The following is a 21843-nucleotide window of genomic DNA, read 5'->3' on the forward strand; positions in this document are numbered from 1 at the left end:
TCATGTATTAACAATCGAGGCGGCCAGCTTTAACAAGGATTGACCCGTTAAACAAACTATCTAAATCCAAATTCACGCCATGGCTAACTAATTTAGCAATCGCGCGAATATAAGTCAGTTCATCACTGGTGCCCTTAGCATTCACAGGGACGGATACATGGCGACTATCATCTTGCTCATGAGCAAGAATCTTATCTACCCAGCTGCATAACGAGCGTCCAGGCCCCATCTCAATAAATACCCGCGCGCCTTTATCATGTAAGGTATTCACTAAGCGCGGAAAATCCACCACATCACACAAGCATTTAGCAATACTGTGTGAGATCGCTTTGCTGCGTTGTGGAATAGCTAAATAACATGAGCTTGAATACATTTTGGTTTTAATACGTTCAGTGACATCCATATGATATAACTCAACCATATGGTCATATTCGGCATAAGCTGGGGCACTGTGGATCGCGTTGGCCATATTTAATGCCATCGCCCGTTTGCCTAATTTTTTGATCACCCGCTGGCAAGCTTCTGGATAACCAGCCAGTAATAAACTATCTGGCGTATTGATTATGGTGCAGTACACACGGTCCTCATCTGCAGCTGCAATCTCTACCTGTTCAATAGTCGCCTTGATGGTATACGTTTCCCATATCTGTTCAAAAGTACCGCTTGGAACATCATCCATCCCCCAATGCTGGCGTAGGGTTCTTAATTCACCACAAAGCTGATGATTAAAGGTATTTGACTGTGCAAGACGTGCACTCATTAGCCCCGGTTGTTGCCAGCATCCTAATGCTGCATACATACTCACTTCACCCATGCTATAACCCGTGGCAAAGTCTGCTTTAACCGCAAATACTTCTTCGAAAACCTTGGTAAACACACAAGCAAAACCAACACCTGCTTCAGCAATATTAGCTAGGTTGCCGCGTAGATCTAGATCCAGCTGTTTCAGCTGTTTGAAATTATGTCGACTGATACTGCGTGGGCTAAGTAAGGTATCTTTAAGACTCGAACCAATGTCATCCGCTAAGGCCGCAACGGGCTGAAAAATTTGTGGGAATAAATGAAATAGATCACGGCCTAAACCAACATAAGTCGCACCAATCCCAGGGTATAAAAATGCAATACCACCTTGTGTACAGTGGTCTGTTCCGCGGTTAGCTGGCAGCCCAGTAAAATAACTGCCCTTAGGGGTTTTCCATTCACTGACATTCGCATCATTAAATACACTGCTAATGCCAGCGAACGCAAGCGTGATCTCTTTACTCAACTCTTCGGCTGTCTCAGCAATGAGCACTGCGCTATAAACTTTGTTGCTATCACTACGAACATAACAATCCGTCGCTATTTTTTTAATACCGGTCGTCATTGATTGACCGGCAATACGCTCTAATTCACTGCGTAATTGCGCTTCGTCATCACCTTGAATAATAACCAGAGCTAAGTCACTGGCGGCAAAAAAACCATTACCACGCACATCGCTAACTGGATGATCTTGCCCATCAATCCTGACCTTATTTTCTTGTAAAATGACGTGACAATAGCCCTGCTCTAATGCCGATGAAGGTAAGGAGTGACTAATACAACTATAAGCAGCTGTATGTGCACTGCCATCTGTATGTGGAAACCAAGGTCTGGCATCAACAGGCATATAGAATGACGAACGTTGCCACTGTGAAATTTGTGTTTGGATAGGTTGCTGCCAATCTTTAATAGCTGGTATATAACGCTGATGTAAGCTAATAACTGCTTTTAATAAACCCGCAACCTGCGAGAAATATCCGCCTTCACCGGTCACACTTCGCGCGCAGCTTAATGCTGTATGTAAAGTGTGAGTATGATTATAAGCAGACATTAATCCCTGGCTTTCAGATAACGCCAATTCCGATTTAGAATCTGCTGTTACTTCTAATAAACCTACCCGCTCGGCGGTGACTTGAGCTTGCTGTAATGCGAGCCTCGCAGTATCAGCAATGTTTGCAACATTGAGTTCAGTGTTTTCAGACGACTGAGCGAAACCTTTAATGTTGGCATATATATAACATTGATGAGTATTCGCAAAATCGGTTGAAGAGATAAGTAAACTAGCGAAGCCAGTCACATTGTTATAACCACTAAACGTTTCATCAAAGCTGATTGTCGCCACGGCTTCTTCAGCAGCGTCGATATCACTGTTAGCTTTAATATCAGTACTGGGCACATTAACCGCGTTATTAATACCAATCACAGCAACAGTACAATCTTGGTTATTAACTAAATCGGTTGCTTGCTTTAATGCTTGGCCTAGATCAGTAATAACAACACAGCTCGCACACTGTTGTGCCACTTGTTGTACAAGCTGGTCATCAGCACAGCTGCTCACATCAGTAATAAGTAATACCGCTATGTTAGCCATATCCAACTGATTAGTTTCTGCTAATAATGCTACAGACGTTAACACTGTCGTCGCCATTTTATTCTCAGCGCTATGTTGATCCTCAGCATTATTAATACCGCGAGTGTTCGTGCAAATACTTGCACCTAGATAAAAAGCACGTTCAACGCGGTCAATATTGTCTTGTCCGCTAAATTTAGCATCCATACCAATAACAGCTAATTCCGTCATATTCTCTGTAATACCCTATCTCGAATAGTAATAGCTAAAAACACTGGCCACAGGAATTTAAGCCAACTGCTTTAGCTATTAACATTGTTGAAAAATTGAAATGATTAATAAAAGCAGACGCCATGTTGACCATGACGTCTACTGCTAATGTTTACTTATTTACAAGTACAGACTCAAGACATGTCATTTAAAATGTCACTCACACTGACTTGCGCTGATTTAACTTCTGCAATTAATTGCATATCAGCACCAATTAATTGAATATCACAACAGGCTTTACTACCTCGTGATGTCAACAGATCATGCTCAACAACGTTAAGCTGCAAATAAAACAACTCATTAATCGCCACTTCACGATATACAGTCCAGGCTGCTGTTACGGAAGGTAAACTACCTAAGTTAAATTGCTTACGAACCCATACCAACATAGCTTGATAAACCAAGTCATTAGCAAAAATATTGTTCGCTGCTAAGGGGAACCCGCCCTGCTTAGCCGCCGCAACATCGCTTACCTGACAGGCAAATAACAGTCCTTGCTCATCACAGCGTAATATCTGCTTAATACCCTGCAGACTTTCACCATGAAATAAGGTGCCATTGCTATATAAGGCTTGTGCTTCACCAGCCACGCTTTCGTTAACGGCACAGCCCTCAATATCCGCAACTAATGAAGGTAAATTAACCTTCACAGCTTCTAGCGGTTGAGGAGCTAACAATATCGTTGCAGCATAATGAAAAATGGGATTACTATCACTTTTCAGACTAAATATTTTTGCAGCAATACGGACAAGGTTTTCCTGTTCCGAAACAGCTGTTATAGGCGACAATTGAATTTGATAATCAGCCACCTCGTTGCCATCAAAAACCACTCCTTTAAACAATTTATAATCTTCGAAGCCAACATATTTCAATGTGCAGTCTCGCTTACTATAAGTTGCTTGTGCCACATCACTCATCCAAGCAATCGCGCATACCGTAGGTAATACCTGATTGCCTTTGATCATGTGATCAGCTAAAAAGTAATTGTTGTTGACTTGGAAATTACTGTTAGTCGCTTTGATGCTTTTAATAACTAAAGCATCTGATAAACGACTAACTTGTGGCTTTTTTACAGCATTACTCTTTACATCATTCTCAACATCTTTTGATAAATCATTACCCACTAGAATTTGTGGACAACGATTATCATTCGCTGCTAACTCACTCAGTAACAACTGCGCGCCAGCATCAAGCGGAATAATATACACACCACGTTGATCAAACATACGCTTCAGCTCTGGCGTAACCATCCCACCATCCCAAGGACCCCAGTTAAAGCTCAATACCTGTGCTTGTGGGTGCAATGATTTAAAACGATACGCTGTTTTATTTAAGATCTCATTGGCAATTGAGTAATCAGACTGCCCTGGGTTGCCGTAGAAACCTGCGGCTGACGAGAACAATACCAATTGCTTGATGTTACTTGCCTTAGTCACTGATAGCAGTGATAACAAACCGTCAATTTTGGTGCTGTAAACAGACTCAAAATCACTCAGTGTTTTTTGCTCAATGAATTGGTCAGCTAAAACGCCAGCACCATGAATGATACCTGTGATATCGCCAAATTTAGCGATAGATGGTTTCACTGCTGCCTGTACATTTACCGCGTTGGTTACATCAGCAGAAACATACTCAGCTTGACCACCGACAGCGGTAATGGCTGCTAAAGTTTGTGCTATTTCACGATTAGCTTGGATAGGTTTGATCAGTTTCACTACTTTCACTGGTGTTGGTTTATCACCAGCAACAATTAAAGCCTGCATAGCAGCTTTTTTTAACGCAACTTCATCGCTAATGCCCTGTGCCCAATTCGGCTCGTCTGTTGAGAACTTCGAACGTCCTAATAAGATGAACTTAGCTTGATATTCTTTAGCAATACGAACAACACAATGTGCAGTAACACCTTTAGCACCACCACTAACCAAGAATACTGAGTTAGCATCAATGTTATTACCTGCAGTGAGTGCATAACTGTCAGTAACTACGCCTGCTAAAGTGACACGTTCAACGCCATTTTTATCTGCGGGCTGGTAACCGACTTCAGTTAATGTAGTGTCAGCATCGAGTAATTCATCGCTAACAAAACTAGCTACTTGTTCTGCAGTTAATAATGTTGTCATATCGACTGCACGACAGAATACGTTATCCCATTCGTGTGATAGTGTTTTAACTAAACCGTTTAAGCCACTTTGTACTAAGTCACTATTTACTAACTCAGGCTTATCACTATCGCTAACTCCTAATGAACCACCTTGTTGAGTAACAACCATGAAAGCGCCACGTACTTTAGCTGCTTGAGTCACTTTGCTCAATTTAGCTAATAAGAACGCTAACATTAAGCCTTGCTTAGATGCTTGCGGGTATTCAATATGGTTTATCTCGGTGCTTGCATGCAGGTAGATAACCGCATCAAGTCGAGCATTAGTAGTAATGATATTGTTAATTTCAATTTCATCAACAGCGTTTAGCACAACAACATTTACTGACTTAGCAAACGTTTTAGTACGATTCATTGTGATCCAACTCGGTTGTAATGCAGTGACATTCCAGCCAGACTGAATTAACTTATCCGCTAATAGCACTGCACTATCACTACCATCCGCCACAATTAAGGCATTAGCACCTTGACTATCTTGACTGATTTTAGTGATAGAACTAAGTCTCGTAATAGCAACTGTGGCACTCGGGGCTGGTTGAAATGCTATTTTCTGTTCTACTGCAGAGATTGTTGCAACACTGTCATGCATAAATACATCTGAAACAGAACTTTGTTCAGAAGTAGAGTAAGCATTAGTTGCAACACTGCCAGTAACCTTACTTTGCATGTAAGTAACGATTTCTTCTAGTGTTCGCAATTCGGCTAAATCTTCTGGATTTAACTCAGGTAAATCAGTAATGATCTCCTGTACGGCACCTAAGATTTCGACACGTTTGATTGAATCAATACCTAAATCCGCTTCCATATCCATTGCTAGCTCTAGCATACTGGCTGGGTAACCTGTCTTATCCGCAACAACGTCCATCATTACATTTTGAATACGGTCTAAATCAATCACGGTAGTCACTACAGTATTAACAACGTCAGCTACAACCGGAGATTCCACTTTACTCTGCATATAGCTAACAATTTCACCTAGAGTACGTAGTTCTGCTAGGTCTTCTGGGTTTAGCTCAGGTAAATCGGTGATGATTTCCTGTACTGCACCTAAGATTTCTACACGTTTGATTGAATCAATACCTAAGTCAGCTTCCATATCCATGCTTAGTTCAAGCATGTCTGTTGGATAACCCGTCTTGTCTGCAACCACTTCCATCATTACCGTTTGGATATGATTTAAGTCGATAGTTGGTGTAGCACTTGTTACGACAGCGTCTGTAGATTCTGTCGTTACCGCAGGTACACTTTCTGCTACAGGAGCCTTGCTTTGCATATAAGTAACAATTTCACCTAGAGTACGTAGTTCTGCTAGGTCTTCTGGGTTTAGCTCAGGTAAATCAGTAATAATCTCCTGTACGGCACCTAAGATTTCGACACGTTTGATTGAATCAATACCTAAGTCTGCCTCCATATCCATACTCAGTTCAAGCATGCCTGTCGGATAACCGGTTTTATCAGCAACAACTTCCAGCATTACATTTTGGATGTGGGCTAAATCAATGCCAGCTACTGCTGGTGTAGCTGATGCGCTGATTGTTGGTACTGTTGTTGATACTATCGCTTGAGCTTTAGCATTCATGTAATCAACAATTTCACCAAGCGTGCGCAATTCAGCGAGATCTTCAGGGTTAAGCTCTGGAAGATTTGGGAGCAGTTCCTGCACAGCACCCAATATTTCAACACGTTTGATAGAGTCGATACCTAAGTCAGCTTCCATGTCCATGCTCAGCTCAAGCATATCTGTTGGATAACCGGTTTTATCAGCCACAACTTCTAACATCACTTTATTGATCGTTGCTACATCAATGCTAACTTGAGCAACCTCAGGTATAACAACTGATTCAGTCACAGTTGCAACAGCAGGACTAACTTCCTGTTCAGCCACAACAGCAACCAATGAAGGTGCAGATATAGCGGCAACAACCGGAGAACTAACAGGAACAGGCGCTACAGCCACAGTTTGAACTGCAACAGCTGCATTACTAGCAACATGAGTAACAGTATTTACAACAGGACTTTCCACCTTATCATTAACCACAACCGGTATTACTAGCGATGCAGTTTGTACAGACTGCTGTGTTGTGTCCAATACAGGCGTTGTTGACGAAGTAATCTCGTGATCTTCAGAGCCCGTCAGCATTGAAGTCATATTACTCGTCTGATTATTTAAATAAGTTGCATGTACGCGCAGGGTTTCAGATTGGAACTCGTTATACATAGACAACGTACGATCTAAACTTTCTGGTAATTCATTATTCGTTTGCGCTGCAAGTACCGATTGAACTGTTTTAGCATAGTCCTGTGGTCCCTGCATAAACTGCTCATGCACATTTAATAATTGCTGCTGGTGTTCAACAAACTGACCAACACTGCGCTCGATAGAGGCAACAAGGTCGGCATCACTATTGCTAATGGCATTGTTAGCAACAGCACTATTAGTGCTATTGTTATTATTTGGCGTTACATATGAACCATCGGCATTAACGTAAACAATCTTCTCTACTTCAACGATTTTTTCTACTATTTTCTCGACTTCAACAATTTTTTCAATAACTTGAGGCTGTGGAACGGCAACTGGAGCAGCTTTTGCTTGTTTCACTGTCCAACCATCGGTTAAGGCATCTGCAAACGCTTTTTTGGTTTTCGGACTCACATACGAGGCAGCAGACAGTTTCATCAACATAGGCGACGCTTTCGGCGCAGCTAATGGGCGCTTAACCGCGTCGTACGGGTCAAGATTTTCTAACGAAACACCAAGCACAGCCATTTGCAAGGCTGCCTGACGCATTTGCACATCAGCAGGTTGTTTTGGATTAGCATTTACTGCGATAGCCACAGCATCAGATTTATCATTAAGAATATTCTCAACCAATTTGGTTAATACATTCTTCGGTCCAAACTCGATAAATATACGGCCACCGTCTGCATATATATTGTCAATTTCTTGATTGAAATGGACAGGTTCCAACATATGTTTTTTCAAGTTTTTTTTAATTTCGTTTGGTTTACTTGAATGAACTAAACCTGTGCCGTTAGCAAATACCGGAATTGTCGGCGCTTTAAACTTAGTGCTATCAACCGCTTTGGAAAATGGCTTTTGAGCGTGACCAACTAATGGAGTATGAAACGCAGCAGATACTGGTAGCGGAACAACCTTAAAACCGGCATGACTCAGTGCTGTAATAGCAACAGCAACCTGCTCACTCGCTCCCGCAATAACTACTTGATTATTAGAATTGTAGTTAGCAATAGACACGTCATCAATCGCGCCGATGATTACCGCTACTTGCTGTGGGTCGCCCACAACAGCAGCCATCTTGCCAGCATCAAAATCTTGTTGTTCTGGCGCTGCCATTGCTTGACCACGGCTACGCGCCAACATCATGTAATCACTATCGCTCAATACGTCAGCAGCCCATAACGCCGTTAATTCACCAAAACTGTGACCGGCTGTAAAATCAGCTTTAAAACCTGCTTGTTTGAAAGTTTTAAACAGACCCACACTCAGGCAACCAATCGCAGGTTGTGCATGTTGAGTTAAACGTAATTGCTCTTCTTGTAACAGACGTTCAGCGTCAGTGTACACAGGAATCGGATAAGTGATCGCAGACAACTGACCTAAACCAGCATTACTGAATTCTTTATCCATTGTCGTCGCACTGTGCATCATGCTTGGAAAGTTACAAGCTAACTCACGACCCATGTTCACATATTGCGAACCTTGTCCGGAGAATAACGCGACAACTTTACCGTCAGCATCAATACCCGCTTGGCGATAATAAACCCCTGTTGGTACAGACCAAGTTGCTTTATCTGCATTCGCGCTGAATTGTTTCAACGCCGTATCGATCATAACAATGGCTTCGTTGGCGTTACGAGCAACAAAACCTAAACGCGCTTTATCTGCTGATGGCGTATTCAATGGCCAGGTAGTCTCTAAGTCATTAAATGCAAACGCCTGAAGGTCAGTTTCTACTGCCAACTTAGTACGCCAGTTATTCAATTCTACGATGATACTTTGCTGATTCTTCGCAGAAATAAGTACTGTTTGCGAGACTGAGTTTAATCGATAAGCACTATCATGACTCGGACGATATTCTTCTAAAATAATATGGAAGTTAGTGCCACCAAAACCAAATGAGCTAATACCCGCACGGCGTGGAATACCATCTTCACGTGGCATCCAAGGACGAGTCTCACTGTTTAAATACAAAGGGCTATTTTTGATATCCAAGGCTTCACTTGGTTTATCGATATGAATAGTCGCTGGTAAAATTTTATGATGTAGTGCTAATGCTGCTTTGATCATACCTGCAGAACCAGCCGCAGATTTAGTATGGCCAATTTGTGATTTAACCGAACCTAATGCAATATGCTGTTTCTTATCACTCGCAGCACCAAAGTGTTTAGTTAAACCACCAAACTCGGCCGCATCGCCAGCTTTCGTCCCCGTACCGTGCCCCTCAATAAGACCACATGTTTCAGGTGCAAAACCAGCATCTTCATATGCTCGTTTAAGCGCTTTAGCTTGACCATCTGGACGTGGTGCGTAAATAGATTTGAAACGACCATCGGAAGACGTGCCGATGCCTTTCAATACAGAATAGATTCTATCGCCATCACGTTCAGCATCTTCCAGGCGTTTAAACGCCAACATGCCAATACCTTCACCCACCAGCATACCTTTTGAATCGTCATCAAACGGACGGATATCATCATTGGTGGTAAACGCAGGGGTTTTTGAGAATGACATATACATGAATGGTGAGTTATCACAGCATACACCACCCGAGATCATTACTTCTGAACGATATTCTAGTAAATCTGAGATCGCCATTTTAATTGCAGCAAGGGAGCCGGCACACGCCGCATCAACCACGCAATTTGTACCACCAAAATCGAAGCGATTAGCAATTCGACCAGCAATAACGTTACCTAACATACCGGGGAATGAATTTTCTTCCCAACCTATGTAGGCTTTTTTAAATTTATCGATGATCATTGCGCGATCATCATCATCAATACCCGACGCTTTTAATACTTTTTCTAACACAGGACCTTGCAGGCGAGAGGTTAGCGGCGAAATTTGTTTCTGACCACCACCAACACCTAGCGTAATACCAATTTTATCATGATCATAATCACTACCAATGCCAGCATCACTTAATACATCGCGTGCAACTATTAGCGACAGCAGTTGAGCTATATCAGTTAACTCTAAGATATTTGGCGGCAAGCCAAACTCCATCGGATCAAAATCGAGTTCAGGAATGAAACCACCGCGTTTACAGTATGTTTTGTCTGCGGCTTTTTTATCTGCCGAATAATGGTCGTCAATGTTCCAACGGTCGCTAGGCACATCAATAATCGCATCAACGGAATCGACGATATTATCCCAGAATTGATCAAGATTTTTGGCATCAGCAAAAACTGATGCCATACCTATGATAGCAATTGGGCATTCTTGTAAACGAGAATTTAACTGTTGCTCATCACTACTTAACACATCCTTGCCATGCTTAACCGATGTGGTGTTCTTTTTAGCCATTGTGTTATTGCTCCTGAAGGATCTTTTTGCACTAAAAACAATGCTCATTAAAATGTCCACTTGAACACTAAGTCAACAACCTGAGCGTACAACCGTACTCTTAAAGAGCAAAAAAAATCTACCGTCATTTCATTTCACATAAAATAAATCCGGTAGAATTAATTGTTTAAATTGTATCCCAGTACTTCAGCCTTGAATTTAAGAGTTCGAGGTCAAAATACCTTTAATATATATTGGCAATAATATACACAGCTTTAAAAATCACTACAAACATACCCAACTGGTCAAACTTGCAAACTCATCAGACCAGGAAGTGACTAAAAATAACAAATTAGATATTATTTAAATTCAACAATTGGAGCATATTGGTCATAACTTCACTACATATTCACGAAATTTGTCATGTTTAAGCTAAATTTGATCCTTATAAAATATAATCTCATCACAAATAATTAATCTCAAACCTGTGTTACATCTCATTTTAGCGTACATATGTGCGCTTTAATTTAATAATAAATAAATAGATAATTACATTAAATTACATAACAGCTGTGATTACGTCAGAATTAACAATTTATAGAGTAAAAACTCTTTATCTAAAGGTGCTTATGGGCGATATTTAACACTGGAATAAGTAGTGAGTGGATGTAATTAGCAATGGTAAAATAGTGATAAGTGGTCACATAGATATAAAGTAGGCCTCGAATACCTATGTGAATTTTACGAAATGAAGATACTTTAAATCAGGTATTATGCATTTACCATGGCTGCTAATACATCATCAGGGACAGGCTGCAAACGTTTTTCTTTATCTAAGCACACCATCTCAATATCACCAATAACAGCAGGCTTACTTGCATTAGGGCGCCACACTTCCTGACGCCAGATCGTTTTGTATTTACCATCGAGTGTAAAAGAAGTTCGAATATCACAAACTTCAGCAAACTCGACGCCATCCTGAAATGTTAAATTAGCTTTATAAACCGCAAAACCTAAGCCGCGTTCGTTCCACAATGTCGCCAATAAATCACTATTGATAACATGCTCACGTGCACGTTCAAAATACTTCAAAAAATTAGGATGGTAAACAACACCTGAATGGTCGGTATCTTCATAATAAATTTGTACTGGATGATGGTATATCTTCGTCATTACTGAAATTAACCTATTTGGTCACGTATTAAAATACATAGCATATAGATAAATTTGAGAAATGACAGCGCAACATTGGACACAGTGTCATGTATTGGAGGTGGTAACACTTAAAATAAGATCAATAATAAAATTTAATGCTGTCTTTCACTTCACAGGTCCTTATTCATCATCGTTAATAATGCTTAATCAATAATTAGCAAGGACTAGTATGTCGTTATAAAATTTAGCCTTCAGTGACCATTTTTACGTATAACGCTTCAACTTTATCACGCGCCCAAGGTGTTTTTCGTAAAAACTTAAGACTAGACTTAACACTTGGATCATGAGTAAAACAGCGAATGTTAACGTAGTAACCAAGGCCATCCCAACCATATTTATCAACAAGGCTGTTAATTACTTTTTCGAGTGTCATCCCGTGAAGCGGGTTATTTATTTGAGTCATGTTTACCGTGATAAATTATTTAAGATTAATTGTTGATCAGTATAACACAAGAGTTACTAACAGTATTAATGACCAAACCACCTTGTAAAGGGATTCTTTTTCGAGCTACTGCTGGCTAAACTTTCCTTTAATTCAATAATACTATCATATTGCTCTTTTGCTGCTTCGTAGCCAATCTGAAAAATTTCTCGTAATGATTTTTCGTCAGTTGTAAATGTATTGTAATTGACTAATGCTTCGGGATAAATCTGCACATCACATTGTGATAGTTTCTCTAATTCAGCACCACTTCCCTGTAACGTAAATGCGCGTAATACAACGTCTTTGATACTCGACAATTCTGCAGCTTCAACTTGACGTATTGGCGAAACATATACGCCAATTATTTTATCACAATCATTTTCGATAACACTCAGCGGAAAGTGATTAACGATGCCACCGTCAGAGTAAACCTGTCCGTCAATAAGCATAGGTGAGAATACTAAAGGATAACTTGCCGATGCCAACAAAGCGTTAATGACAGAGCCATCTTTAAAAATATGTTCTTTTCCAAGTAACATATTAGTAGCAACGATACGTAATTCAGGCTCAAGATGTGTAAAGCTATCTTCTTGAATATACTTTAAAAACTCAGGATACAATTTCGCAGGATCAATAAAACCCGCTGCCGCTCGAGTAAATTTCCAAGAAAATGGTTTCACATCTATAAAAAATTGCAGTATTTCATCGATCTCTAATCCAGAACAGTAAAGCGCACCAACCATAGAACCGGCACTCGTTCCCGCAATTAAACTCGGTCTTACTCCCTGCTCTAACAGATATTTTAATACACCAAGGTGAGCAATACCCTTCGCCCCACCACCAGAAAGTACTAAGCCAATATTATGTTTAGTGCTACCCATCTCTTTGATTAATCCCCAATTAACTTTTTACTAACTGTATATTAAATGCAGATATAAAAAAAGAGAGCATACGCTCTCTTTTCTAGAATATCAATTTAACAACTTAAAGTTGGTGAACTGATGCAGTGTTTGTTGTACCTGATGGTACAAGCGCACCTGAGACCATAACAATAATATCACCTTCTTTAGCTAGCCCACTTGCAAGCGCTAGCTCTTTACCTTTGCGGTAAAATTCGTCAGTGCTATCAATCTGTTCAACAATACAAGATTTGACGCCTTTAGTCAGACACAATTGTTGTGCAGTTTTCTCGTTCGTTGTAATCGCAAGAATGTTAGCTTTTGGAAAATACTTACGTACAGACTTCGCCGATTTACCGCCACGAGTAGCAACAACAATCAGTGGTGCACATAATTTTTCAGTTGTTTCTACCGCGCCTTTACATACCGCTTCTGTAATACGCATGCTTTTAGCAACAATATTCGCACCTAGGTCCGAAGACATAGAGTTATCAGTACGCTCACAAATATTCGCCATGATAGAAACAGCTTCAACTGGGTATTTACCTTTCGCAGTTTCGCCAGATAACATTACCGCATCAGTACCGTCAAGAACAGCATTGGCTACGTCTCCCGCTTCTGCACGAGTTGGACGAGGGTTGCTGATCATTGAATCAAGCATTTGCGTTGCTGTAATAACAACTTTACCTGCTTTGTTACACTTCTTGATCATCATCTTCTGAGCCATGATCACTTCTTCGACAGGGATCTCAACACCAAGATCACCACGAGCAACCATGATACCGTCTGATTCAGCCAGAATCTCATCAAAATTATCAACACCTTCTTGGTTTTCAATTTTAGAGATAATCTGAATGTTTTCGCCACCATTATTAAACAACACTTCGCGAATTTCTCTTACGTCATCAGCTTTACGAATAAACGATGCGGCAACGAAATCAACTTCTTGTTCACAACCAAACGCAAGGTCAGCTTTATCTTTATCAGATAATGCAGGTAAACCAACACTGATGTTCGGTAAGTTAACGCCTTTATTTTCACCAAGCGCACCCGTGTTTAATACTTTACACTTAACTTCAGTATCTGTTGTTTCAGTCACTTCCATTTCAATCAGGCCATCATCGACAAGAATGATTGCACCTGGATTTAAGTCTTTAGCAAAGCCTGCATACGTGACAGCTACACAATCTTTATTGCCCACAACACTAATATCTGTTGTAAATGTGAATGATTGACCGACTGTTAATGTTACATCTTCACCATTCTCTAATTTAATGGTGCGGATTTCCGGACCTTTCGTATCCAATAATACTGCGATTTTTTTATTAAGGTTTTCACTTACTTGACGGATATTTTGAATTCGACCTGAGTGCTCAGCAAAGTTACCGTGAGAGAAGTTTAAACGCATAACATTCATGCCTGCATTAACAAGCTCTGTTAGTTTCTCTACTGATTCAGTTTTTGGACCAATTGTACAAACAATTTTAGTCTTTTTCATTCTTATAGCTCCGTATGGGATATTTTATATTCTTTTAAATCTTTTCTAACTTTATAGTCTGGGTGAGGATGTTGTTCGATTTACTCTGAATGCGACTATAAACCAAAATTTTTATTGAAGTGACATAGCTTTTATTGAAACCACATCGCTTTCATATGAAACTAATTGTAACAAGTATAAGTTTAAAAACATAGAGTGATAAGCATAAAGAAAGACAGAATAGATACCTAGATCAAGTTTGTTTCACTCATTAGGCTAAAAACAAAGCAAGTACAAGCCAAATTGTCATTAAATATAATTGAAAAAGTATTTAAAAATGGTTCGTCAGGCAGGATTTTACGCTAAAAGAGAGCGCTATATCTAAGTTAAATATATAGCGCTTGAATAGAGAAATGGCGACAACTAATAGATTTTTTTACCGTCTGGCCTCGTTCTTAATAATCTTAACGTCCACATGTATTGATCAATGCCACATTCAATCAATGCTTCGATCTCTTTGTTCATCATAATCGCATCTTGTTCAGGGCTTTCAGACGGGAAGTTTTGCATCGCCGGTAGGATAAATGTTTCAAATTTACCTCGTGTTTCATTGTATGCTGCATACATAGGAACAACTGTTGCACCTGTTTTTTGTGCTAACTTACCTAATACAGGTAAAGTTGCTTTCTGTGTCGAAAATAACGGCGCAAATACACTTCGTTTAGGGCCATGATCTTCATCAGGTAAGTAGTAGCAACTCTCACCTTTCTTCAGAGAATGTACAAGTGCACTTAATCCTGCTTTACGGTGATAAATCGTATTTCCAAATTTAGCACGCTGGCGTGTCATCAACCAATCAAAAAGTTCGTTTCCAGAATCATTAAACATGGTACAAAATGGTGCTCCGTAAGACGCAACATGCAAACCTGAAAAATCAACGGCAAAACTATGTGGTACTAATAAAATACAAGCCTTACCTTCTTCTAATAATGGAAAAAGGTTTTCACCACCATGAACGACCATACGATTACGGTTATATGCCAGACTTCGCGCGCTTGGTTCCGCATAGCTTAAAATCGTTTGGCAAAAAGTAACTAAGTTACCCATGATGATTCGCTCTTGCTCTATCTCATCCATTTCAGGAAAACACATAGATAGGTTAATTTTTGCAACCTTTTTGCGTTTGCTCATCACTTTTAAATCAAATAATTTCGTCGCGATGAAACGCGCAAACTTATCACGTGGTTTCACTGGCACAAAAGCGAGTAGGTATAATACAAAGACGCCGAACCATACAGGCCAAAACTTAGGTAGCAAAAATGTTTTTTTGAAAGAAAGGTCGTACGGTTTATATTTATCAGACATATAATTTTATCAAACCTGTTTAAATTACAAAAATATTACGAGATATCAAGTTAATTAGTTTATTCAGTTATGTCACCAAAACCAACTATTTTTTATATTTACTGTTCTATTTTAGTCGTTTTAACGCACGATTAATCAATATCAATTAATCGACGGCACAAGAAAGTACCAATTTACAGTTTAAACTCGCCATTAAACCATTAATTTTAAATATATTTTACAGTTATATCAAATTGCCATTGAGGTATAGTTAATGATCATGATAAATTTAGCTCAAGTAGGTTATTATTGTATGTAAATTATTTACTTAGTACCACATTGCGTTGAATGGACTCAATCATGCTTACTTTATTCATTAAGATTACATTAGTCTATTACCTCGCCGCTTACATTATCGAATTGTTATTTTAAGCACCACTTAATTATCGATTCCACATTGAATTATGTTTTTTGTAAATGTTTTATCAATTTTGTTTGCATTAAATCTACAATGTGGCAAATTAGACACACTATTTAGAAAGTTAGCTGCATACGCAGCATGAGAAGGAATTAGTTATGTGCTCAATATTCGGAATTCTAGACATCAAGTCAGACATTAAACCTCTTCGTGAACAAGCACTAGAGTTATCAAAGTTACTGCGTCATCGTGGCCCAGATTGGTCAGGTATCTATACTAATGATAATGCTATTTTAGTTCATGAACGCCTTGCAATTGTTGATGTTAATAATGGTGCACAACCTTTATACAATGAAGAAAAGACTCACGTACTCGCTGTTAATGGTGAAATTTATAACCACAAAGATTTACAGAAAACATTAAGTGTAGATTTTGAATTTCAAACAGAGTCTGATTGTGAAGTTATCCTTGCTCTATATAAAGAGAAAGGAACACAATTTTTAGATGACCTGAATGGTATTTTTGCTTTTGCTTTATATGATGAAGAAGAGGACGCTTACCTTATCGGTCGAGATCATATCGGTATTATTCCGCTATACACAGGCTATGATGAGCACGGTAACTTTTATGTTGCATCTGAAATGAAAGCGTTAGTACCTATTTGTACACAGATTGAAGAATTCCCAGCCGGTCATTACTTGTGGAGTAAAGACGGTAAAGTAACACCGTATTACCAACGTGACTGGAAAGAATTTGATGCTGTAGCAAAAAACGGCGGCGATAAAGAAGTTGTAAAACAAGGATTAGAAGACGCTGTTAAACGTCAACTAATGTGTGACGTACCTTATGGTGTGTTACTGTCTGGTGGCTTAGATTCATCTGTAATCTCGGCTATCACTCAACAATATGCAAAACGTCGTGTTGAAGACGGTGGAAAAACAGAAGCATGGTGGCCACAACTGCACTCTTTCTCTGTTGGTTTAAACGGTTCTCCAGATTTAGCCGCTGCACAAAAAGTTGCTGACCACTTAGGTACTATTCACCATTCGATAGAGTTTACCGTACAAGAAGGTATCGATGCATTACGCGATGTTATTTATCACATTGAAACATACGATGTAACAACTATTCGTGCGTCAACACCTATGTACTTAATGGCACGTAAGATTAAAGCAATGGGCATTAAGATGGTCCTTTCTGGTGAGGGTGCTGATGAGCTATTCGGTGGTTACTTGTACTTCCACAAAGCGCCAAATGCAAAAGAGTTCCATGAAGAAACGGTACGTAAAGTATCTAAGCTTCATATGTTTGATTGCTTACGAGCGAACAAATCAATGGCTGCATGGGGAATTGAAGCACGTGTACCATTCTTAGATAAAGAGTTTGTAGATGCATCAATGCGACTAAACCCTGAATTAAAAATGATCACTGGTGACAGAATTGAGAAGAACATCATCCGTGAAGCATTTGAAGATTTATTACCAGAAGAAATTGTATGGCGTCAAAAAGAACAATTCTCTGATGGTGTTGGTTATTCTTGGATTGACCAACTTAAAGTTCACGTTGAAGAAGCTGTAACGGATCAAATGTTAGCAAGCGCGGCATTTAAATTCCCAATCAACACTCCTGATACTAAAGAAGGTTACTACTATCGTGCCATTTTTGAAGGTCACTTCCCAGGTGACTCAGCAGCTAAATGTGTACCATTTGGTAAGTCTGTAGCATGTTCAACGGTTGAAGCATTAGCTTGGGATGAAAGCTTCCAAAACAATGCTGATCCATCGGGTCGTGCAGCTGGTGTTCATAACGAAGCATATGAAGACTAATCTAGTTTGATTTTTCGTTAACCTCTATTTAAACAGCACTTCGGTGCTGTTTTTGTATATTTTACAACCATATACAGCAATATCGTGATTAGTTCCTCAGTTTTCCTCTTAATATTACATAGCCCCTTTTGAGTACACGCTTAGCATGCTACTATAATGATAATAATTCTCATTTATATCATTGCAAAGGAATAGAAATGCATCAGTTTAAGTTTCATGGTAAAGGAAAGGAATATTTTGGTATTTGGATCGTAAATATTCTATTAAGTATTATAACGCTAGGGATCTACTCAGCATGGGCTAAAGTTCGTACCAACAAATACTTCTATGGTAATACTGAGCTTAACGGAAGTCGATTTGATTACCTAGCACAACCTAAACAGATCTTGATTGGTCGAATCATTGCTGTTATTGCAGTTATTATATGGACAGCTTTAAATGCATTCTCACCACAACTAGCTGTACTTGCCATGTTAGTATTCGCACTTATCTATCCAGTTTTAGTCGTGCGTAATCTCCGCTTCGATATGAAAATGACACAATTTAGAAATGTGCGTTTTAATTTTATCGGCACTTACAAAAGTGCATATAAAGTTATGCTCGTAAAGCCGTTAGTCGCTTATATAGCAATTGGCATATCCATCGCCATCACTCTCACTTATATTATGCCTGCATCGAAAATTTTTGGCATTATTATCATGGCCGCCACATGCTTACTTCTCCTACCCTTGTTATTCTCTTGGGTTATAGCCGCCATGAATCAGTTCATTATTAATAATACACGTTATGGTAATCTAACTTTCTCTGCGACGTTACAAACTACCTATATATTTAAGGTACTAGCTAAGTTTATGTTACTGATAGTACTTATCATTGCGGGCTTTGCAGCATTTCTAATTATCGCTGGTGTCAGTACAAATGACATCAGTAATTTAACAGGAGACTCAAGTAAAATGGCAGTCTTTATGATTGCTTACATTGGTATGATAGTCGGTATGATATTTACTCAAGTCTATTTCCATGTCCGAGTTCGTAACTATATCCTATCTGCGACTAAACTTGATAACCAGTTACAGCCAAAATCGACAATGACGGTTATGTCTTATAGCTTACTACTATTAACAAACTTATTACTGATCGTTTGTACCCTTGGTTTAGCTCGACCATTTACAATGATTCGACATGCAAATTATATCGCATCCGTGACTCAGGTTGACGGTGACCTTTCCCTCAACAATGCAACAGACCAAATTACAAATGAATCCGGTGCTATTGCAGATGAATTATCCCAAGCGTTCGATCTAGGCATTAGCGCTATATGATAATTCAAGGTAAGGCTGTTGCACCCGCATCAGCCATTACGATTGCCGCTGAGCTAATACTTAATTCCGATGGCGGTATTGAGTGTGTGCTCAGCAGTGTTGATGATAACATTGTAACCACTGCTGATTCGGAGTTAAAAACAGATATAGGTAACATAACTATATCTCGTGCTTTAGGCGCTATTCCTCGTAGTTTTACATTCGTTAACGGTTGGACATTTACTGCCGATAATAATGCGAAAATTGATATCTGGCTACGTCAACAGAATAAACAGTCCTGGTTGCATAAGCTGGAAAAAAATAGCATTGCTATTACTGCTAGTATATTACTAAGTTGCTTATCGGCTTGGTATGTAATTAACTCAGGCATCCCTGCTATCAGTGGTATGATCGCACAGTCTATCCCCCCTGTAGTGGAAAAACACCTAGCCGACTATAGTCTAGAATATTTAGACGAGCACTACTTCACGGTATCCAAGCTATCAGCCAAAAGACAAAGTGAACTTACGGGCTTATTGAATAATATAAATTCAGCAGCTATAATTTATAACGGTGAACCCAAGTTATTATTTCGATCTTTAGCAGATACGGCCAATGCATTTACTTTAACAGATGGCACAATAATCCTAACGGATAAACTCGTCGCGCTTGTACAAGATGATCGAGAGTTAAAAGCTGTACTATTGCATGAGATAGGACATCAGTATCATAATCACCTTTTAAAGCAACTCGTTCAAGCATCGATATTATCTGTACTCGTAAATTATATCGTGGGTGATGCGACCGGGATAGGCGATACTTTGGCTAGTGCCAGTACATTATTACTATCATTTGAGCATTCTCAGCAGGCTGAACTTGAAGCAGATAGATTCGCTGCAGAAGCCTTAATATCCGAATATGGTTCAGTTCAACCACTAGAGCAGGTATTAATGCAGTTAGAAAGTGAGCCCTTAAGCTCTCCAACTTGGTTACGTTCGCATCCAGACATAAGTGAACGTGTTAATGCGATAAACCTTATTGATCCTTTATAACATCCTAAGTTCCAGCCCTTATTAAATAAGGGCTGGATTACAACATTTTTTATTTTTCTAAAATAGCCGTGATACCTTGACCACCAGCAGCACAGATCGAGATTAAACCACGACCTGAACCTTTCTGATCAAGCAACTGCGCTAACGTAGCAATAACACGACCACCGGTTGCAGCAAATGGATGACCCGTAGCTAAACTACTGCCTTTCACGTTTAACTTAGTTAAATCGATTGAACCAAGCGGTGCATCAAGACCAAGTTTTTCTTTACAGAATTTCTCATCTTCCCACGCAGCTAGCGTTGATAGTACTTGCGCTGCAAATGCTTCATGAATCTCATAAAAATCGAAATCTTGTAATGTTAGACCTGCACGCTTAAGCATTTTTGGTACTGCATATGCGGGAGCCATTAACAGACCTTCTTTTTTATCAACAAAGTCAACAGCCGCTGTTTCACCAAATGTTAAATAAGCTTGAACAGGTAAGTTGTGTTCAGCTGCCCACTCTTCACTTGCAAGTAATACCGCAGATGCACCGTCCGTAAGGTTAGTACTGTTACCCGCCGTCATAGTGCCATTTACTTTATCAAAACAAGGCTTTAATTTAGCTAGTTTTTCAACTGTCGTGTCAGCACGTAATACATTATCTTTCGTTAGTCCAGCCATAGGTGACACCAACGTATCGAAGAAACCTTCTTCATATGCAGCCGCTAATTTTTGATGACTGGCACATGCTAATTCATCTTGTGCTTCGCGTGAGATATTCCATTCTTTCGCAGTCACTTGACAATGATCGCCCATCGCCATTTTTGTACGCGGTTCTTTATTCGCAGGTGTAAGTGGCACGAAATGTTTTGGACGTAAACGAGAAAGTGCACTCAAGCGTTGTTTACCCGTTTTAGCACGGTTCAACTCAAGTAAAACACTGCGCATACCTTCACTTACAGCAATCGGTGCATCAGACGTGGTATCAGAACCACCAGCAATACCCGCTTCAATTTGACCCAGTGCAATCTTGTTTGCTACTTGAATGGCAGCGGCTAAACCAGTACCACATGCTTGTTGGATGTCATAACAAGGTGTTTCAGGTGCAAGGCCTGCACTTAATACCGCTTCACGTGTTAAGTTAAAATCACGAGAGTGTTTAATTACCGCACCCGCAACAACTTCACCAAGTTGTTCACCACGTAGGCCATATTTAACCACTAAGCCACGGATACTTTCCGTAAGCATATCTTGGTTACTTAGTTTCGAATATGCTGTATTTGAACGTGCAAACGGGATACGGTTACCGCCGATAATTGCAACTCTTCTTACTGTTTGACCTGTCATGGTTTATTCCTTTAATTAAGATGACTTATATATGCCCGCAGCACATTAGACTTAAGAAACATTAATGTAACATTGTTGATCCAAGTTTAAAATAAAAACTCTAATTTGGTTATTAGTTCATCACTGTTTTATCGATAATTTATATGCTAAGACATTGATGGATGATTATTTATCCACTGTTATAGCGACAAAATCTGAATCTGAATATTATTTAGTTATACTATACCAATT

11 protein-coding genes are annotated in these 21843 nt (G+C 39.5%); 3 read left to right on the top strand and 8 right to left on the bottom strand.

Annotated features, from left to right (window positions below):
* Nucleotides 1–7 precede the first annotated feature (7 nt).
* The 7 genes from BT797_RS20095 to lpxM form a co-directional block, all read right to left on the bottom strand.
* Nucleotides 8–2602: a PfaB family protein gene (locus tag BT797_RS20095; RefSeq protein ID WP_075473271.1), complete on the bottom strand. Its 2595-nt coding sequence runs from the start codon at nt 2600–2602 to the stop codon at nt 8–10.
* 173 nt (nt 2603–2775) lie between these two features.
* A complete protein-coding gene (locus BT797_RS24785; RefSeq protein ID WP_075473272.1) occupies nt 2776–10347 on the bottom strand; it encodes a type I polyketide synthase in 7572 nt (2523 codons plus the stop codon).
* Between the two features lie 750 nt (nt 10348–11097).
* On the bottom strand, nt 11098–11499 hold the full coding sequence (locus BT797_RS20105) for a thioesterase family protein (protein WP_045110308.1): 402 nt from the start codon (nt 11497–11499) through the stop codon (nt 11098–11100).
* A gap of 226 nt (nt 11500–11725) precedes the next feature.
* On the bottom strand, nt 11726–11944 hold the full coding sequence (locus tag BT797_RS20110; RefSeq protein WP_045110307.1) for a VF530 family protein: 219 nt from the start codon (nt 11942–11944) through the stop codon (nt 11726–11728).
* A 65-nt stretch (nt 11945–12009) separates the two neighbouring features.
* Nucleotides 12010–12846, bottom strand: a complete 837-nt coding sequence (locus BT797_RS20115; protein WP_045110306.1) for a patatin-like phospholipase family protein — start codon at nt 12844–12846, stop codon at nt 12010–12012.
* Nucleotides 12847–12949: 103 nt separating this feature from the next.
* Nucleotides 12950–14362 carry a pyruvate kinase PykF gene (pykF, locus tag BT797_RS20120; RefSeq protein WP_045110305.1) on the bottom strand — a complete coding sequence of 471 codons (1413 nt, stop codon included), beginning with the start codon at nt 14360–14362 and terminating at the stop codon, nt 12950–12952.
* A gap of 402 nt (nt 14363–14764) precedes the next feature.
* Nucleotides 14765–15706, bottom strand: coding sequence for a lauroyl-Kdo(2)-lipid IV(A) myristoyltransferase (lpxM, locus tag BT797_RS20125; RefSeq protein WP_045110304.1), 942 nt, complete (start codon nt 15704–15706; stop codon nt 14765–14767).
* 555 nt (nt 15707–16261) lie between these two features.
* Here lpxM and asnB point away from each other — a divergent pair.
* The 3 genes from asnB to BT797_RS20140 all read left to right on the top strand — a co-directional run bounded on the left by asnB (nt 16262) and on the right by BT797_RS20140 (nt 20282).
* Complete coding sequence (gene asnB / locus BT797_RS20130; RefSeq protein ID WP_045110303.1) at nt 16262–17929, top strand: asparagine synthase B; 1668 nt, start codon at nt 16262–16264, stop codon at nt 17927–17929.
* 197 nt (nt 17930–18126) lie between these two features.
* Nucleotides 18127–19251, top strand: a complete 1125-nt coding sequence (locus tag BT797_RS20135; protein WP_045110302.1) for a YjgN family protein — start codon at nt 18127–18129, stop codon at nt 19249–19251.
* A complete protein-coding gene (locus BT797_RS20140; protein WP_075473273.1) occupies nt 19248–20282 on the top strand; it encodes a M48 family metallopeptidase in 1035 nt (344 codons plus the stop codon). The genes BT797_RS20135 and BT797_RS20140 overlap by 4 nt, the downstream gene beginning before the upstream one ends.
* Nucleotides 20283–20331: 49 nt before the next feature.
* Here BT797_RS20140 and BT797_RS20145 read toward each other — a convergent pair whose 3' ends face one another.
* On the bottom strand, nt 20332–21612 hold the full coding sequence (locus BT797_RS20145) for an acetyl-CoA C-acetyltransferase (RefSeq protein WP_045110300.1): 1281 nt from the start codon (nt 21610–21612) through the stop codon (nt 20332–20334).
* Between the last annotated feature and the right edge of the window lie 231 nt (nt 21613–21843).

This window comes from Moritella viscosa (assembly GCF_900120065.1).
Classification (GTDB): Bacteria; Pseudomonadota; Gammaproteobacteria; order Enterobacterales; family Moritellaceae; genus Moritella; species Moritella viscosa.

Excerpts from the sequence above, each read along its gene's own strand:
- BT797_RS20095 (WP_075473271.1), bottom strand. The coding sequence starts at position 2,602 with ATGACGGAATTAGCTGTTATTGGTATGGATGCTAAATTTAGCGGACAA.
- BT797_RS24785 (WP_075473272.1), bottom strand. The coding sequence starts at position 10,347 with ATGGCTAAAAAGAACACCACATCGGTTAAGCATGGCAAGGATGTGTTA.
- BT797_RS20105 (WP_045110308.1), bottom strand. The coding sequence starts at position 11,499 with ATGACGAAGATATACCATCATCCAGTACAAATTTATTATGAAGATACC.
- BT797_RS20110 (WP_045110307.1), bottom strand. The coding sequence starts at position 11,944 with ATGACTCAAATAAATAACCCGCTTCACGGGATGACACTCGAAAAAGTA.
- BT797_RS20115 (WP_045110306.1), bottom strand. The coding sequence starts at position 12,846 with ATGGGTAGCACTAAACATAATATTGGCTTAGTACTTTCTGGTGGTGGG.
- pykF (WP_045110305.1), bottom strand. The coding sequence starts at position 14,362 with ATGAAAAAGACTAAAATTGTTTGTACAATTGGTCCAAAAACTGAATCA.
- lpxM (WP_045110304.1), bottom strand. The coding sequence starts at position 15,706 with ATGTCTGATAAATATAAACCGTACGACCTTTCTTTCAAAAAAACATTT.
- asnB (WP_045110303.1), top strand. The coding sequence starts at position 16,262 with ATGTGCTCAATATTCGGAATTCTAGACATCAAGTCAGACATTAAACCT.
- BT797_RS20135 (WP_045110302.1), top strand. The coding sequence starts at position 18,127 with ATGCATCAGTTTAAGTTTCATGGTAAAGGAAAGGAATATTTTGGTATT.
- BT797_RS20140 (WP_075473273.1), top strand. The coding sequence starts at position 19,248 with ATGATAATTCAAGGTAAGGCTGTTGCACCCGCATCAGCCATTACGATT.
- BT797_RS20145 (WP_045110300.1), bottom strand. The coding sequence starts at position 21,612 with ATGACAGGTCAAACAGTAAGAAGAGTTGCAATTATCGGCGGTAACCGT.